Source organism: Halosimplex rubrum (genome assembly GCF_013415885.1).
GTDB classification, from domain to species: domain Archaea; phylum Halobacteriota; class Halobacteria; order Halobacteriales; family Haloarculaceae; genus Halosimplex; species Halosimplex rubrum.
Map to the genome: position 1 here is coordinate 1,864,354 of NZ_CP058910.1, position 14,601 is coordinate 1,878,954.

General features: G+C 69.2%; 19 protein-coding genes. 6 read left to right on the forward strand and 13 right to left on the reverse strand.

Annotation, left to right across the window (positions count from 1 at the left end; translation table 11 throughout):
• Position 1: 1 nt before the first annotated feature.
• The 12 genes from HZS55_RS09210 to HZS55_RS09260 all read right to left on the reverse strand — a co-directional run bounded on the left by HZS55_RS09210 (position 2) and on the right by HZS55_RS09260 (position 9,215).
• Positions 2–1,645 carry a hypothetical protein gene (locus tag HZS55_RS09210; RefSeq protein ID WP_179911390.1) on the reverse strand — a complete coding sequence of 548 codons (1,644 nt, stop codon included), beginning with the start codon at positions 1,643–1,645 and terminating at the stop codon, positions 2–4.
• Positions 1,642–2,403, reverse strand: a complete 762-nt coding sequence (locus HZS55_RS09215) for a hypothetical protein (protein WP_179907710.1) — start codon at positions 2,401–2,403, stop codon at positions 1,642–1,644. Before HZS55_RS09215 ends, HZS55_RS09210 begins: the two co-directional genes overlap by 4 nt.
• Positions 2,404–2,419: 16 nt before the next feature.
• The gene (locus tag HZS55_RS09220; RefSeq protein ID WP_179911391.1) at positions 2,420–2,815 is read right to left on the reverse strand and encodes a hypothetical protein; all 396 of its coding nucleotides are present in this window, start codon (positions 2,813–2,815) and stop codon (positions 2,420–2,422) included.
• Positions 2,808–2,942, reverse strand: a complete 135-nt coding sequence (locus HZS55_RS22810) for a hypothetical protein (protein WP_281373093.1) — start codon at positions 2,940–2,942, stop codon at positions 2,808–2,810. The genes HZS55_RS09220 and HZS55_RS22810 overlap by 8 nt, the downstream gene beginning before the upstream one ends.
• Positions 2,939–3,109 (reverse strand): hypothetical protein, encoded by a 171-nt coding sequence (locus tag HZS55_RS09225; protein ID WP_179908564.1) that lies wholly within the window; start codon positions 3,107–3,109, stop codon positions 2,939–2,941. The genes HZS55_RS22810 and HZS55_RS09225 overlap by 4 nt, the downstream gene beginning before the upstream one ends.
• Positions 3,106–3,378 (reverse strand): hypothetical protein, encoded by a 273-nt coding sequence (locus HZS55_RS09230; protein WP_179911392.1) that lies wholly within the window; start codon positions 3,376–3,378, stop codon positions 3,106–3,108. Before HZS55_RS09230 ends, HZS55_RS09225 begins: the two co-directional genes overlap by 4 nt.
• Positions 3,379–3,380: 2 nt before the next feature.
• The gene (locus HZS55_RS09235; protein WP_179911393.1) at positions 3,381–3,554 is read right to left on the reverse strand and encodes a hypothetical protein; all 174 of its coding nucleotides are present in this window, start codon (positions 3,552–3,554) and stop codon (positions 3,381–3,383) included.
• Between the two features lie 375 nt (positions 3,555–3,929).
• Positions 3,930–4,475 (reverse strand): hypothetical protein, encoded by a 546-nt coding sequence (locus HZS55_RS09240; protein ID WP_179911394.1) that lies wholly within the window; start codon positions 4,473–4,475, stop codon positions 3,930–3,932.
• 93 nt (positions 4,476–4,568) lie between these two features.
• Complete coding sequence (locus tag HZS55_RS09245) at positions 4,569–4,820, reverse strand: helix-turn-helix domain-containing protein (RefSeq protein ID WP_179911395.1); 252 nt, start codon at positions 4,818–4,820, stop codon at positions 4,569–4,571.
• The gene (locus HZS55_RS09250) at positions 4,817–8,608 is read right to left on the reverse strand and encodes a bifunctional DNA primase/polymerase (protein WP_179911396.1); all 3,792 of its coding nucleotides are present in this window, start codon (positions 8,606–8,608) and stop codon (positions 4,817–4,819) included. The genes HZS55_RS09245 and HZS55_RS09250 overlap by 4 nt, the downstream gene beginning before the upstream one ends.
• The gene (locus HZS55_RS09255) at positions 8,605–9,000 is read right to left on the reverse strand and encodes a hypothetical protein (RefSeq protein ID WP_179911397.1); all 396 of its coding nucleotides are present in this window, start codon (positions 8,998–9,000) and stop codon (positions 8,605–8,607) included. Before HZS55_RS09255 ends, HZS55_RS09250 begins: the two co-directional genes overlap by 4 nt.
• The gene (locus tag HZS55_RS09260; RefSeq protein ID WP_179911398.1) at positions 8,997–9,215 is read right to left on the reverse strand and encodes a hypothetical protein; all 219 of its coding nucleotides are present in this window, start codon (positions 9,213–9,215) and stop codon (positions 8,997–8,999) included. Before HZS55_RS09260 ends, HZS55_RS09255 begins: the two co-directional genes overlap by 4 nt.
• A gap of 154 nt (positions 9,216–9,369) precedes the next feature.
• Here HZS55_RS09260 and HZS55_RS09265 point away from each other — a divergent pair, with 154 nt between their 5' ends.
• Both HZS55_RS09265 and HZS55_RS09270 read left to right on the forward strand, forming a co-directional pair.
• On the forward strand, positions 9,370–9,765 hold the full coding sequence (locus HZS55_RS09265; RefSeq protein ID WP_179911399.1) for a prefoldin subunit beta: 396 nt from the start codon (positions 9,370–9,372) through the stop codon (positions 9,763–9,765).
• Entirely contained in the window at positions 9,766–10,050 is a 285-nt protein-coding gene (locus tag HZS55_RS09270; protein ID WP_179911400.1) for a DUF3194 domain-containing protein, read from the forward strand.
• 88 nt (positions 10,051–10,138) lie between these two features.
• Here the strand turns inward: HZS55_RS09270 and HZS55_RS09275 are convergent, their stop codons facing one another.
• On the reverse strand, positions 10,139–10,387 hold the full coding sequence (locus HZS55_RS09275) for a hypothetical protein (protein ID WP_179911401.1): 249 nt from the start codon (positions 10,385–10,387) through the stop codon (positions 10,139–10,141).
• A 128-nt stretch (positions 10,388–10,515) separates the two neighbouring features.
• On the opposite strand from HZS55_RS09275, the gene HZS55_RS09280 reads away from it, so the two are divergent.
• The 4 genes from HZS55_RS09280 to trpB all read left to right on the forward strand — a co-directional run bounded on the left by HZS55_RS09280 (position 10,516) and on the right by trpB (position 14,541).
• Positions 10,516–11,997, forward strand: a complete 1,482-nt coding sequence (locus HZS55_RS09280) for a hypothetical protein (RefSeq protein ID WP_246308398.1) — start codon at positions 10,516–10,518, stop codon at positions 11,995–11,997.
• A gap of 4 nt (positions 11,998–12,001) precedes the next feature.
• Positions 12,002–12,331 carry a DUF7410 domain-containing protein gene (locus HZS55_RS09285; RefSeq protein WP_246308399.1) on the forward strand — a complete coding sequence of 110 codons (330 nt, stop codon included), beginning with the start codon at positions 12,002–12,004 and terminating at the stop codon, positions 12,329–12,331.
• A 123-nt stretch (positions 12,332–12,454) separates the two neighbouring features.
• Positions 12,455–13,288 (forward strand): indole-3-glycerol phosphate synthase, encoded by an 834-nt coding sequence (trpC, locus tag HZS55_RS09290; protein WP_179911402.1) that lies wholly within the window; start codon positions 12,455–12,457, stop codon positions 13,286–13,288.
• The gene (gene trpB, locus HZS55_RS09295) at positions 13,285–14,541 is read left to right on the forward strand and encodes a tryptophan synthase subunit beta (protein ID WP_179911403.1); all 1,257 of its coding nucleotides are present in this window, start codon (positions 13,285–13,287) and stop codon (positions 14,539–14,541) included. The genes trpC and trpB overlap by 4 nt, the downstream gene beginning before the upstream one ends.
• The last annotated feature ends 60 nt before the right edge of the window (positions 14,542–14,601 follow it).

Below are 14,601 nucleotides of genomic sequence, written 5' to 3' on the forward strand. Positions count from 1 at the left end.
GTTACAGTTGGAACGCGAGAACGCCCGACGACGGCGTGCAGTCGCGGGCCCACACCGCCATGAGCGCGGCGTCGAGCAGGTCCGGCGAGTGGCCCAGTCGCTCCGTGACCTCGTCTTTTGAGTTGACGGTCACGACCTCGGCGCCGTGCTCGCCCCTGGAGTCCAGCGTCTGCGTGTCGAACTGGATCGTCCGGGCGCCGGTGACCAGCTCCTCGCGAAGGTCGCTGGACTGGTAGGCGAGCGCCGAGTCAAGCGCATCACCGAGCGCGGCCAGCCCCTCCGCGCGCTGGCTCTTGTAGTTGATTAGCCCGAACGGGTTGTCGTCGTCCGTGCCGTCGGTGAGCGGCTTCTTGTCGCTCCCGAAGCGGTGGAGGTTCGGGAGTCGATCGTCGAGGTAGTCCGCGAGCCCGGACCCTTCGCCGACGGCGTCGACGGCGACCGGGTGGGTGGGGTCGTTACCGAGTCGGCGATCGGCCATGAGTTCGGTTTCCTGGGTAGGGTAGTCCGTGCTCGTCGCCTTGTACCGGACCGTCAGTGCGCCGTTCGTCCAGAGAGTCACGAGGATCGTCCGGTCGCTGGCGCGGGCCACGTCGATACCGGAGCCGACCGGCTTCGCCCGCTGGGTCTCGATCGACGGCTGGTAGGCCGACTTGGCCGTGCCGGCGTCGTAAGGACGGAACGTGCTTGCCCCGCCCGGCGGGACGATCCCGCAACGCCGGCGGTACCACAGCGAGTGGAGGTCCTCCCGGAAGTCGTCGTTCGGGAGCTGGGTGCGGTCGTCCGGGAGGACGGCGCTGCGCTCCTCGGGAGCGGCGCCGAGCCAAGGATCCGACCAGCGGATGGCCTGCTCCAGGCCGGGCCACTCTTCGTCGTGGTACTCTCGCCAGTCCTTCCGTAGCTTGTGGACCGTCGCGAGACCGCCGATCTCGTCGCCATCCTCAAGCCCGCGGGCGAGGCGGACGTTGTGGCAGTCCCAGGTCGGGAACTGCAGGTGGTGCCACTCGTCGTTCTCGATGAGTCGGTGGACGACGTTGCCGCTGTCGTCCGGCGGGTTCGAGATGACCAGGATCCGGTCGTCGGCGTCGGTCCCAGTCGACCGGACGGCCTCGATGTGGTCGTCGGTGACGCCGGGCTTGTCCGCCTCCTCGATGATGTAGATGACGTGGTCGTTGTGCGGGCCCTGCAGGTCGTCCGGGTAGCGGGGACTGACGCACTCGAAGAACCACTCGTCGTCGAGGCCGGTCCGGATCTCCCGGTCGCCGTCCATCGTCCGCCCGCCGAACATTTCGGGGAGTGGGCTGTCACGATACAGCGACCGCGCCGGCTTCCAGATGTTCGTCTTCAGCGTCCCGCTGGTCCCGGCGGTGACGTTGACGATCGTGTCCGGGTTGCAGTGCAGCGCGGCGATGCCGCCCGCCGCAGCGATGTAGGACTTCCCGACGCCGTTGGCCGCCGACACGACCACCTGCTCGTGCTCGTGCAGGGTCGCGAGGATGTGGTCCTGGACGTACGTGCGCTGGAGACTCAGCAGGTCCTCGATGAACCGGGCGTACCGCTCAGGGCCGGTCGACGGCGCGTACTGCGCCATGACCTCCCGGATCGTATCGACGTCGACGCCGGCGTCGGAGCTGGTAGTCGTACTCATTGGAGCACCTCGCGCAGGGCGTCAGCGACGTCTTCCTGTGAGTCGGCAAGTTTGGAGTCGGGATCCTCCAGAAGGCCGAGGTCCTTCAGCCACATCCGCCGGTCGTTCGCGAGTTTCTTCTGTGCGGCCAGGACGACCGATTCGCGGTACCGGCGCTGGGTCTCGGTTACGCCATCGCCGATCGGGACGATCTCGGTCTCCTCGTCGACGAGCGGGTGGCCACTCTCCAGCCCGTTGGGCTTCTCGTCAGCCCAGCGGTCGAGCCCGATGTCCTTCGCGTGGGTCACCGAGATGCGGAAGAGCTCCGACTCGATCCCCAGCGGGATGTACTCGGTCGGATCCTCGCCATCGTCGAGCGAGCCGTCGCCGTGCAGCTCGTGGTACCGGAAGACGTAGTCGGCGAAGACGTCGTCGGCGAACTCCCGAAGGTCATCGTTGAGGACGGTTTGGTAGTAGGAGTTGCACTCGGCGTAGGCGCCGTGGGTGACGGCGTTCGTGTTCCCCTCCGGAGCGCCGCCGTCGTTGCCCTCAGCGTTGTCGTTGCCCTCGGGAGCGCCGCCGGCCCCGCCGTGCCTCGAACAGCGCCCCTCGCCGACGTCGTCGGTCCCCTTGCCCGGCCAAGCGCCGCAGTAGCCGAGGAAGACCGACTCGCCGTCCCGCTTCTCCGACCGCCGGCCCATGCAGGCCTCGTCGGTCGGATCCTGGTCGGGGACCTGGTCGAGCGGCTCGCCGACCAGCTCGTCTTCATTGACGTCCATGGGGTTGAGTTGTTTTTCAGTAGTCGATGTCGAGCGCAGCGAGGGCGCGCTCGCAGCGATTCGACGGTTCGTAGCCAGTGATGAACGCCCGACGAGTCGCGGCGTTCCACGGGACGGTCTCGCCGGCGACTGGGTCCGGCAGCGAGAGGTCGACGACGGCGTCGTCGTCGCGGAGGAACCAGTGCGTGCCCTCGTAGTCGGGATCGACGTCCGACCACGACAGGCAGTAGATGTCGAGCCCGGAGTCCGTGCCACCCAGCGCGTGGAAGTACGCCTCCGCGAGGACGTAGCAGCTCTCCCGGACGGGGTCCTCGGCGTCCCGGTAGTCCTCGTGGCGGACGTCCGGGTTGTCGCGGACGTACTCGCGGAGTCGGCGAGCGGTGTCGTCCGGCTCGACGACGACCTCAGTCATGGAGTCCCTCACTCACGAGTCTCGGGTCCGTCCCAGCAGGGAGCGCGGTCACACCGATTCGCACCCCGAGATCCGGATACGTCCAGATCTGTTGGTCAACGGGGACGGTTATCGCGTCGTCGGTCATCCGAGTAGTGCCTCCTCGATGATGAGGCGGGCGTGGCGCATCCCGGCCGCGTAGTCGCCGGTCTGGTCGCCGGCCTCGACATCGGCCTGCTCCAGCGCCCGCCGGATCTCCGCGTCGGAGTAGCCGGCGTCGGCGGGCTCGCGCTCAGGGTGCTCGGCGGTGGTCATGTGACGAGGGTGGTCGCGACGAGCCCGAGGAGGAACAGCCCGAGCGCGTACCAGGGCTCCCGGCGGATGTCTTCGAGTCGGCCGACCGACCCGAGCTTCGCGCCGAGCGCGACGAACGCGAACAGGCCGGCGAGCTCGTACGAGCCGGTCTTCGCGACGACCACGCCGACGGCCAGCCCGACGGTCGCCGCGTGGATCTCCCGGAGCGTCGAGAACGGGCCGTCGCGCTCGGTCTCGGACTCGTCGGTGCTGGAGGGGATCAGCGACATGGTCAGGCCTCGGCGTCGTTGATCAGGTACTCCAGCGCCTCGGGGCCGGAGATGATGATGGCGACGAGCGCGAACGCCGCCAGCGGCGGGGCGCCCAGACGCATCGCGTAGATCCCGGCGGCGGCGCCGACCAGTTGCGTCACGGCCTTGATCAGTTTGTAGGTCTTGAGCGTCATCCCGACTCGGGCCCTCAGAAAGCTGTCCAGCGTCTCGTTACAGTCTCGGAGCTCTTGCTTGAGCGATGGGCTGTTCGAGGTCGCCATAAGGTCATCCAGAAAGGTCGGCGTCCGGGAATCGAACCCGGGCACGCACGCCGGACCGTCCCGGGTTGTCCCCGAGCTTGTAGGTCCGACGCCGCTCACCAGTCGCCGACAGCTGCGGCCGGATGCGGTGACGTAGCGTCTGCACTCGCGGTCGTGACAGTAGAGCCGATCTCCCCACGAATCGAGGATCGAGTAGTGGCCGCTCGTGAGCCTCGCACCGTTGTGGTACGCCCCTCGTGCATCGGAAACGTGCTGTCCCTACCCAGGACAGGCGTCATCGGGGGTCGCTCAGAAGATCTCGAAGCGCTCGATCGCGTCGCCCTCGTCGTCGACGAACGCCCGGGTGTAGAGGTCAAGCAGCTCCGTCATGATCTCGTAGGTCCGCTGGGGCGAGTCGGCGCCGCACTTGGTCGCGCAGCGGGCGACGTCGAATCCCGTCGGCGAGGCTTCGTACTGGAGCCGGGACGAGCAGCGCGGGCACCGCGCCTCGACGTGCGAGAGCATCCACCCGGTGTCGTAGCCCTCGCGGTGGAGGTGCTCGGCCAGGCAGTACCACAGCCAGCAGTCCCACGGCGTCGGCGAGTCCTCGTCGCTGCGGAGCGCCTGGATCGCGTTCCAGGCGTCCAGATAGAGCTCCGAGTCGGCGTCGTGTCCCCGCTGGTGGCACTCCTTGAAGCGGGTCAGCAGCGCGGTCGCCTCGCGGGAGACGAGCTCGCCGTTCGTCAGCTCCCCGGAGCCGTCCAGCGCCTCCCGCAGCGGGATGGTCCCCGGGTACTCGCGTTCGTCGGAGAGTTCGGCGCCGCTCCTGGGCGAGAATTTGTGTTGGCCTTTCATCGTCGGAAGAGAATCACGGCTGGTCGCCGATCCCCTTCATCCCCACGTCCAGGGCGGCGGGCTATCCCGGAAAGTTGTGTCGCTGCCATTGTATCAGTCCCGGGAGGGGTTATACGTCCGCATAGTCCTCGTTTTGATGACTACCTCTCTGAGGTCCTCGGAATCGCGGGTCTTGTGGATAAAGTCCTCACTTTGAAGGCGATCGAGGGCCCGGTCGAGCGTCGGCTCGGGGAGTTTCTGCAGGAGCTCCTGGCGGGTGAGCGGGCCATCCCGGTCGACGAGTTCGTAGACGTACTTGGCACTGGGCGGGAGGTCCGCGAACCGTCCCGACTCAGTGCCGGTCACGCCCCCGAGCCACCCCCGCCGGAGGGTACCACCCCCGATTCGGAGTCACCGTGGAGGTCGAAGACATCGCGTGCCCAGGCCAACCAGCCGAGGCCTGAGCCGGAATCCTGCAGTAGCGCACGTAAACGCCGCGTTGCTGCTACTTTGAAACCGCCGTTACTGGATAGTACTGATAACGCGGATTTCAAAGTAGCAGGATCGACCGCGTAGGACACCCCAGCGTGCTGTTCGTACCGCTCGGGGGTGAGCAGCCCGACGTCCTCCAGGGCGTGAACCCAGCCGTACACCGTCCGCGGGGTGACATCCAGCCCGGACAGCTGGGCAAGGCGGTGGTAGCCGTCGACCTTGTTCGCGATGGAGCCGTCGTCGCGACGCTCGACGAGCTGCCCAGCGCGGAACCCGTCGGGCCCGGCGCCGTCGACGGCGTCGTGGACGGCCTCCAGGAGGTCGACCGCGCCCTCGGGGACCGGGAGCATCGCTTCGAGGGGGTCGGCGAGTTCCTCGAACGTCGCGAGTTCGTCGACAGGGATCTCCGTCGGGACGTTCGTCAGCAGGTAGGCGTGCTTGGTCGTGTCCGCCAGCAGCGGGCGGATCCGGTGGACGGCCTGGACGAGTTCCTTCTCACGGGTCTCCCGCCAGAGCTCGCCGACGAGGCCGGAGAAGTCCTTCGTCGCGATGGCCCGCCCGTCGCCGGCGTCGTCCTCGTAGCAGAGCTTGCGGTAGACCGGCGGCGCCGTCTCCCGGCGGGTCGAGTACTCCTCGCCGCCGGCACGCACGTCATGGGTCCCCTGGCCGAACAGCTCGGCGTCGCGCTGGAGATCGTCGACGGCGGGGTGCGGGGCACCGATACAGACGACCGCGTCACACTCGGCGCGGTTCAGACCCCGGGCGGCGTGGTAGTGCAGCGTCTCGCCGTTGTCGGGGAAGTCGAAGCGCTCCAGGAGCGCCTTCGGGCCGATGAACAGCGGCTGCTGGTGGAGGTCGCCGACCGTGTCGATCGTCCGCTGGATGCGCTCGGCGAGCTTGCGGTCCTCGTCGAGGGCCCGTCGGATGGTCCCGGCGTGGTACTGGCCGTCGAGGACCTGCGTGACGTGGAGGTTGCTCTCCAGGAGCTCGTCGCCGTCGACGACGACACGGTCCTGGGGGACGTCGAACAGGGCGGCGACCTTCGCCGGCGTCGCGGTCGCGTCGAGGACGAGCGGGCTCTCCGGAAGGTCGCTCGCGAGCGGGAGCGCGTAGTAGTCCAGGCCGGCGGGCGAGCCGTCGTCGGTGTCGAGCCGAGCGATGGCCCGGGCCTGCTCGCCCCCCTGGCGGGTCAGGTCCTGGTCGGCCTCGTGCCAGCTGCAGTCGGCGTCGGAGCAGACACGGGCCCCGTTGTCGTCGACGAGGTCCTCGCCGCACCACGGGCAGGACTCCAGAAGCGTCGGGACGGCGATGGCCTGCCGAGCAGCGTCGGGTTCGGCGCCGGCTTCGACCGCCGCAGCGAGCAGCGCGTCGAAGCATAGCGGCGCGCCGTCCCACTCGTCGCGACGCATCCGGCTGACGATCGTCTCGTTGTAGGCGAGCTTCGCCTGGGCGAACGTCTCCGCCGTTCGCGAGCGCTCGACGACGAACTCCTCGCGGGTCCGGTAGCCCTCGCCGGGCATCCCGACGTCCTCGCGGATGGTCCGCTGCTCGACATCGTCGGGGTCGACGTCGGCGGGGAGATCGTCGGGGTCGACGGGCTGGTAGTACGTCTCGCTCTCGACATCGGGCGGCGTGAGGTCTGCGAGACTGTCGGGCGTCTCGTCGCCGGCGAGCGCGTTCATGGCATCCCGGGCGAAGCGGGCGAACTCGTCGAGGGTGTCTGGCGTCCCCTGCAGGTCGGCGATCGCCTCCAGGGCGGTCGCGGTCCGAGCGATACCCTCGATGTCAAGGGTCCGCTCGGTCTTGAGGGCGCTCGGGCTCTCGTCGACGATGACGTCCCGGCCATCGCGAACGGTCTTCAACAGTTGGTACTCGTGGACGCCGACGACGCGGTTCGCGCTCTCCAGGTCATCGAACTGGTCGAGCCACTCGCAGCTGCCGTCGGTGTCGTGGTCGGGGAGGTCGAGGATCATGTGCGCCTGGACGGGGCCGAGCTCCTGGACGACCGCCTCGTAGCGCTGGCGAGCGTCCTCGTCCTTCGCGAGGTCGTAGATCGGGCACATGTGGGGGCACGACCCCTCGGGGTGGTCCGGACAGTCGACCTCGTCGCCGGCGTGGTCGGCGTCCATGCAGGTGTCGTGGAGCTTCTGGCTGCCGCCCTTGAGGTGGAAGTCGACGGCGGGCGTGGCCTCGTCGAGGACGAACTCCCGGGCTTTCTCGTGCTTGTCGAACAGCGCGACGAACTCCCGGTCGCGGTCGGCGGCGGCGCGGCCGGCGTTCGTGGTCTTCCCGGCGCCGGCGTGGTCGCCCCAGATGACGGGCCCGTGAGCGTCGACGTAGTCGTCGTAGCGGTCGCCCTGCAGCTCCTCCCATCGCTCCTCGCGGTCGAACTCCTCGAAGTCGACCGCTGGCGGCTCGCAGGTCTCCGGGCCGGGCGCACCGCCGCCGGCCGTGTCGCCTTCGCTCTCGTAGTGGTCGGGGTCGTAGTACCAGTCCTGGTAGCCGACCTCCGAAAGCACGGAGCCGCGGTAGCTGTCGTCCGGGCGCTCGGGCCACTTCTGCAGGTTCGCACGGTCCATCAACCGCCGGACAGTCGTCCGGTCGCCGCGAGCGACCCACGAGTCCAGCCGATTCGCCAACCAGAATTCCGCGGCGGACCGGTCGTCGAACCCAGCCGCTCGGTAGCGACCGTTCCAGACCTTCTGGATCCGGTCGCCGTCGTGGCTGTTCGCGAACGCGCGCTCCAGGCGTTCGTCGACGGTGTCGTCGTCCGGGCGATCCCCTTCGCCGTCGAGGTCCTGAACGGGCGACTCGCTTTCGTCGCGATCGTGGCGGCCACTCGCCGGCCGCATCGAATCGTCGAGGTCCTCGTCGGCGAGCGTCGCGATGTCGCGGTCCTCGACGACGTGGTAGACGCCGCCCGTCGGGTGGACCGAGCCGGGCGCGACGACGTACCAGTTCTCGGCCCGGATCTCCCCGAGGTTGTCTCCGACGCGTGCGTTCGCGACCGGATCCTCGGGGTCGTTGCGGTAGGTCTCGTGACCGTCAGCTCGCCCGGAGCCCGACATGATGCGCAGGGTCGGCTCTCCGGTCGGTGCCGGGAACTCATCCTCGTCGTGGTCGACGAAGACGACGTCGTCGGTGCCGTGGTCCCACTTCCCGGCGTAGAGCGCGAACCCACGGGCGCCTTCTTCCCGAATCTGTCGGATCGCTTCCTCGCCGTCGGCGAGGAACGACCGGCCTTCAGGACTGTCCAGGCGACACTTCCCCTGGATGATCGGCCCCTTCCCCTCGTCGTCGAGCGGCATCAACCGGGGCACCTGCCCGAACTCGTCGACGTACGCCTCCAGGTACTCGCGGAGCATCGCAGCCCGCTCCTCGTCGGTGACATCGGAGACGTCGATGGGGTTCTCGTGGTCGCCGCTGGTATCCCACTCCGATCCCGTATCGAGGTCTGACTGTGCCCGCGTACGCGACCCTCTCACGCGGTTCCCGGCATCTTCACTTAAACCCCCCACCTGATCCGGAAGGTCCTCGTCGAGGATCTCCGCGACCGCTGCGGGGTCGGCCCTGAGCGCGCCGGCGAGCTGCAACGGGCTGGCTTCCGGATGGCGTTTGAGCTCGCGAGCGACGCGCTTTTCGAGCGGGACTTCGTCGCTCACGCTCCCTCACCCCCTTCGGTCACTTCGTCGAAACGGATGATCCGGTCATCTCCGTCGAGATCGTCGGGTGTCCCCTCACAGAGGTAGCGGAACCATTCTCCAGGGGCCTCGTTCTGGTCCCAGGTTTCGAACGCGTCGATGAGGTGGCCGCGGTAGAGATCGACCGGTTTGACACCGGCTCGCTCACCGATTTCAGCGAGACAACGGTTGCACGTATAGACGGAGAAGTCCTCTGCGGTCGTGTACAGAGCGCCATCGCGATGAATGACAGGGTCGATCGACCGCATCTCTCGCCCGTGGCGGGCGCAGAACGCTTCGTCGCTGTCCGTATTCGGGAGAATCGAAAAGGCGCGCAACGAACCCGGGTCGGAGATATCCGACTCCACCGTCACGCTGACCCCTCCCAGTCCGCCCACGTCGACTGTCCATCGACATCCGGACGCTCCGCCCCACCGTCGGGCATCGGGACGTTCTCGGTCCGCTCCTCGCCGAGCTCGGAGTCGTCGACGACGTCGACGGTCTCGCCGTCGCCCTGCCAGTACGGCGCCTCCGAGATGTACTGGACGGACCCATCGATCGCGGGGCCGTCGTAGGACCGCCCGCTCATGCCGCTGCACCTCCGGATCCGTATACCGAAGTTTGATTTATTGGCCGCTCGTCACTCGAAACGTTCTCTACCGCGTTCTGCTCGCGTTTCGATTTGACACCGAATTTCGAGTAGAATGCGGGGGTTTTTCACCACGGGTCACCCACGGGGAGGTATGCAGGGTAATCTGCCGCCTGAAGCACAGGAGAAACTCGAGGAACTGCAGGATCTGCAGGAGAAGGCCCAGCAGGTCGCCGCGCAGAAACAGCAGGCCGAGACACAGCTCCAGGAGGCCCAGACGGCCCTCGACGAGCTCGAGGACATCGACGAGGACGCCGGCATGTACCGCCGCGTCGGCGAGCTGCTCGTCCAGACCGAGTACGACGAGGCCAACGACGACCTCGAAGAGAAGGTCGACAGCCTCGAAGTGCGCGTCGAGACGCTCGAGAAGCAGGAAGAGCGCGTCCAGGAGCAGTTCGAGGAACTCCAGACGGAGCTCCAGAACATGCTTCAGGGCGGCGGCGCGGGCGGTCCGGGCGGCATGGGCGGCCCGGGTGCCGGCGGCGCGTAGATGCCGACCGACGACGCGGCGGCCGACGGGGGCGCCGACGCCGGGTCCGCCGACCCCTCAGACGAGGAAGTCGTCGAGGCCGCGGCCGAGGCCGCCGATCGCGTCGTCTTCTCGCGACTCGACCGGTCGGCGGTCGACGACCTCGACGTGACCGTCACCTTCGAGGACGGCATCCTGGAGGTCGACGTGTACCTCAACGCGCCCGACGCGTCGGGCGACCCCGACCGCGTCGCCGACGACGCCGCCCTCGCGGCGCGCGGCGCCGTCGACGACCTGTTCGCGTAACCCGGCCGACGCTTCGGCCGGCGACGCTACTTCTCCAGCGGTAGCGCCGTCGCTCGATACGACGCGGACGGCCGGAGAATCGAGACGGTCAGTCGTGGTCGAGGTCGCCGACCGCGGGGTCGTCGTCGACGACGCGGTTACCGACGAGGCCCGAGCGGAAGGCGATCCAGGCGAGCACGCTCATGAAGAGGATGGGCGGGAGGATCATGAACCCCCACAGCGGGTTGATCCCCCACTGGAGCAGGAGGATGATGTCCGCCAGTCCGAGCAGGAGGAAGGGCAACACCGCCAGTGCCGCCCGTTTCCGGTTGTATCCGCCCTCGTCGCTCTCGGCCATGGTCGACCTTGGGTGTCGACCGGGAAAAACGGCCCGTTCCGTCCCGGTGTCCGGGTCGGGAGGCGCGGAGTCGTCCGGTCGCCCCACGGTAGCAGTTATCAGGCTCGGGTCGGAATGGTGGGCAACGCATGGATGGGAACCGACCGGGCAGCGCCGGGCGGTCGCTGGGTCGCCTCGTCGCGGCGGCCGTCGCGGTCGCGGCGCTGTCGGAGCGGGTCGCCGCCCACTCGGGGTCGCTCGGTGGGTCGGTCGCCTCGGCGACGGTACCGACGTGGTTGACCGTTCTGACGGGAGGCATCGTCGTCGGCGGTTCGTTCCTGTTCACGACGCTCCTCACGGACCACGACGCGATGCGCGGGGTGAACTGGTGGCGCCTCGCCCTCCCGACGCCGGCCGGGCTCCGCCGGGCGGTCGTCCCGCTCGTCCGCGCGCTCTCGGTGGGCGTCCTCCTGGTCGTGCTGGCGACCGGGTTCGTCGGCCCCCGTGAGGGCGTCCGGAACTTCGCGCTCCTCCTGGTGTGGGTCGGCTGGTGGGCGGGGTACACGGCGACGACGTATCTCGTCGGGGACACCTGGTCGGCGCTGAACCCCTGGCGCGCTCCCCTGGCAGCGGTTCGGTGGGTTCGCGAGCGCGGTGACGACGGCGGTGACGACAGCGGTGACGACAGCGGTGGCGACGCGGACCGCAGGGACGACTCGCTCGTCGGGGGCGCTTCCCTCCCGACCTCGTGGGGCGTCTGGCCGGCGGTGGCGGGCCTGCTCGCGCTGGTCTGGCTGGAGGTCGTCAGCCCGGTCGGGGAGAACCCCCGACTGCTCGCCGGCGTCGTGCTCGCGTACACGCTGGCGACCGTCGCCGGGTCGCTGCTCGTTGGTACGGCGTGGTTCGAGCGAGTCGACCCGGTGAGCCGCGTCTTCGCCGCCTACGGCCGCGTCGCGCCGCTCCGACGCGACGCCGACGGCTCGCTCTCCGTCCGGCTGCCGGGCACGGCCCTGACCGAGGACCCCCTGCCGGAGCGACCCGGCGAGGTCGCCTTCGTCGTCGCGCTGCTGTGGGTGACGACCTACGACGGCCTCGTCGCGACGCCGACGTGGGCGGCCGCGGTCCAGCCCCTCGTCGAAGCCGGCGTCCCCGCGCTCGCCGTCTACGCCGTCGTCCTCCTGGCCGGGTTCGCCCTCTTCCTCGCCGTCTACCGGCTGGCCGCCCGGCGAGTCCGGGAGACCGCCGACACCTACGTCACCGCGCGGGCCATCGAGCGGTGGTTCGCACCCGCCCTGTTGCCCATCGCCGCCGGCTACCACCTCGCGCACTTCCTCGGCTACTTCCTCGGGCTCGCCCCCGCGCTCGCGGCCGTCGCGACGAGCCCGTTCGCGCCGCCCGCCTCGCCGCTCGCGCTCGTCCTCCCGGGGTGGTTCGGCTCGGTGAAACTCCTGTTCGTCCTCGGCGGGCACGTGCTGGCCATCTGGGTCGCCCACTCGCTGGCGTTCGAGCTGTTCCCGGGCGTGCTGGCGGCCATCCGCAGCCAGTACCCCTCCGTGGTGGTGATGGTCTTTTACACGATGACCTCCCTATGGGTGATCACGCAACCGTACGCGCCGCCGCCGTACGTGTGAGACCATGCCCAGCGAGCCCACCCCCACCACCCCACCGCGCGCCGACCGCGCCCCCGCTCTCCGTCCGAGCCGCGACACCGCGGTGCCGGCCGACGAGACGCCCGCGGCGACCTGCCCCCACTGCGACTGCCCGTTCCGCAGCGAACACGCCAGGGACCTCCACGTCGGCGAGCGCCACGAGCCGACGCCGACCCAGCGCGAGCGCTACGAGGCCGCCCTGGAGACCGAGCGCGACGACCTGTGGCTGTTCCACGCCAAGGCCGTCGTCGCGCTGGGCGTCACCTACGCCGCGACCGTGATCCTCTACATGGCCGTCCTCGGCAGCTTCTTCTGAGCGACACGCTCCCGCGTCCGGACGGCGATCGGCGCCCGCGAGCTGCGGTTCACCCCTCCCGAACACCGCTCCCGTCCCGGTGACGCAAACCTTATGTACAACTCTGTCCGTTAGTGGACAGTAATGAGTACTGGTGACGATATCGCACCGAAGGTGCGGTCGATACTCGACGCGGCCCGGGAGCGCGCGACGGCGCGTGAGGAGGCGAGCGACGGGCGGGTCGACGTGGACGCCCGCTCGCTGACGGCGGCGTTCGAGGCCGCGGAGGCCGACGGGCGCGTGCCGCTGATCGCGGAGGTCAAGCCGACGAGTCCGACGACCGACGGCGAGCGGACGGACGACCCGGTCGAGCTGGCCGAGTCGATGGTCGCGGGCGGCGCGGCGGCGCTGTCGGTGTTGACCGAGCCCGAGCACTTCGGCGGGTCGACCGACGCGCTCGAACGGATCCGCGCGGCGGTCGACGTGCCCGTCCTCCGGAAGGACTTCGTCGTTCGCGAGTCCCAGCTCGACGCCGTCGAGGCGGACGTACTCTTGCTGATCGTCCGCTTTCTCGACGAGGAGGACACCGACGACCTGGCGGACCTGCTGGCGGCGGCGCGCGAGCGGGGCTTCCAGGTGCTCGTCGAGGCTCACACCGCCGCGGAGGTCGAGCGGGCGCTGGCGGCGGGCGCGGAGATCGTCGGCGTGAACAACCGCGACCTGGGGAAGCTGGAGGTCGACCTCGGGACGTTCGAGGACGTGGCTCCCGAGGTACCCGAAAACGTCACCCTGATTGCGGAGAGCGGCATAGCGACGACGACCGACGCGGTGCGGATGCGCGAGGCGGGCGCCGACGCCCTGCTGGTGGGGTCGGCGATCGTGGACGCGGCGGGCGGCAGCGACGTGGAAGCGAACACCCGCCGTCTCGTGACCGCGGAGACGGACCCCGAGCGAGCGGAGACGGAGACACACCAATGAGCACAGACAAGATGTTCGGCGAGTACGGTGGACAGTTCGTGCCGGAGTCGCTGATGCCGGCGATCGAGGAGTTGACCGACGCCTACGAGCGATACGTCCTCGACAACGAGGCCGGGTTCGTGGACGAGTTCCAGCGGCGGCTGGCCGACTTCGGCGGCCGACCGCTCCCGCTCCAGCACGCCGAGTCGCTGTCGGAGCGCTACGACACCGAGGTGTACCTGAAACGGGAGGACCTGCTCCACGGCGGGGCGCACAAGCTCAACAACGCGCTCGGGCAGGTGCTGCTGGCGAAGTACATGGGCAAAGAGCGGATCGTCGCGGAGACTGGCGCCGGCCAGCACGGGACGGCGACGGCGATGGCCGCGGCCCACCTCGACATGCCCTGCGAGATCTACATGGGCGAGACGGACATCCGGCGCCAGCGCCCCAACGTCTTCCGGATGAAGATCAACGGCGCCGAGATCACGCCCGTGACGACGGGTCGCGGGACGCTCAAGGAGGCCATCTCCGAGACGATGCGCGACTGGGCGACCACCGTCGAGACGACCCACTACGTCATCGGAAGCGTCGTCGGCCCCGCGCCGTTCCCGCGGATGGTCCGGGACTTCCAGGCGGTCATCTCGGAGGAGGCCCGGGAGCAGGTCCAGGAGAAGACCGGGCGCCTGCCCGACGCGGTGCTGGCCTGCGCCGGCGGCGGGTCGAACACGATGGGCGCGTTCCACCACTTCGTCGACGACGAGGACGTGGACCTGTACGCCGTCGAGGCGGGCGGTTCCTCCCTCGACGTGGACGAGGAGGCGGGCGTCGCGCCCAACTCGGCGTCGCTGTCGACCGGTGAGGAGGGCGTCCTCCACGGGGCGCGCACGAAGCTCCTGCAGGACTCGCACGGGCAGATCATGGAGTCCCATTCGGTCTCGGCGGGGCTGGACTACGCCGGGGTCGGCCCCGAGCTGGCCCACCTCGTCGACGAGGACCGGGTCGACGCGGTCAACGTCGACGACGACAGCGCGCTCGAAGCGTTCCACCGGCTCTCCCAGGACGAGGGCGTCATCCCGGCGCTGGAGACGGCCCACGCCTTCGGCTACCTCGAAGAGCACCACGACGAACTGGGCGATCTGGTGATCGTCAACGTCTCCGGCCGCGGCGACAAGGACCTGGAGACGGTGCTGGAGGAGACCGAGAAGCGCGACCTGGACGTGGCCCCGGACATGTCGGTGCTTCGCGCGGCCGCGGGCAGTGGAGGTGACCTCTGATGGCTACCGAAGCACGCTTCGTGCGCTTCGATGTCATCGGGCTCACCGGAGGTGAGCCCC

Bases quoted from the DNA above. Each gene is read 5' to 3' on its own strand.
- HZS55_RS09210 (WP_179911390.1), bottom strand. From the start codon at position 1,645: ATGAGTACGACTACCAGCTCCGACGCCGGCGTCGACGTCGATACGATC.
- HZS55_RS09215 (WP_179907710.1), bottom strand. From the start codon at position 2,403: ATGGACGTCAATGAAGACGAGCTGGTCGGCGAGCCGCTCGACCAGGTC.
- HZS55_RS09220 (WP_179911391.1), bottom strand. From the start codon at position 2,815: ATGACTGAGGTCGTCGTCGAGCCGGACGACACCGCTCGCCGACTCCGC.
- HZS55_RS22810 (WP_281373093.1), bottom strand. From the start codon at position 2,942: ATGACCGACGACGCGATAACCGTCCCCGTTGACCAACAGATCTGGACG.
- HZS55_RS09225 (WP_179908564.1), bottom strand. From the start codon at position 3,109: ATGACCACCGCCGAGCACCCTGAGCGCGAGCCCGCCGACGCCGGCTAC.
- HZS55_RS09230 (WP_179911392.1), bottom strand. From the start codon at position 3,378: ATGTCGCTGATCCCCTCCAGCACCGACGAGTCCGAGACCGAGCGCGAC.
- HZS55_RS09235 (WP_179911393.1), bottom strand. From the start codon at position 3,554: ATGACGCTCAAGACCTACAAACTGATCAAGGCCGTGACGCAACTGGTC.
- HZS55_RS09240 (WP_179911394.1), bottom strand. From the start codon at position 4,475: ATGAAAGGCCAACACAAATTCTCGCCCAGGAGCGGCGCCGAACTCTCC.
- HZS55_RS09260 (WP_179911398.1), bottom strand. From the start codon at position 9,215: ATGAGCGGGCGGTCCTACGACGGCCCCGCGATCGATGGGTCCGTCCAG.
- HZS55_RS09265 (WP_179911399.1), top strand. From the start codon at position 9,370: ATGCAGGGTAATCTGCCGCCTGAAGCACAGGAGAAACTCGAGGAACTG.
- HZS55_RS09270 (WP_179911400.1), top strand. From the start codon at position 9,766: ATGCCGACCGACGACGCGGCGGCCGACGGGGGCGCCGACGCCGGGTCC.
- HZS55_RS09275 (WP_179911401.1), bottom strand. From the start codon at position 10,387: ATGGCCGAGAGCGACGAGGGCGGATACAACCGGAAACGGGCGGCACTG.
- HZS55_RS09280 (WP_246308398.1), top strand. From the start codon at position 10,516: ATGGATGGGAACCGACCGGGCAGCGCCGGGCGGTCGCTGGGTCGCCTC.
- HZS55_RS09285 (WP_246308399.1), top strand. From the start codon at position 12,002: ATGCCCAGCGAGCCCACCCCCACCACCCCACCGCGCGCCGACCGCGCC.
- trpC (WP_179911402.1), top strand. From the start codon at position 12,455: ATGAGTACTGGTGACGATATCGCACCGAAGGTGCGGTCGATACTCGAC.
- trpB (WP_179911403.1), top strand. From the start codon at position 13,285: ATGAGCACAGACAAGATGTTCGGCGAGTACGGTGGACAGTTCGTGCCG.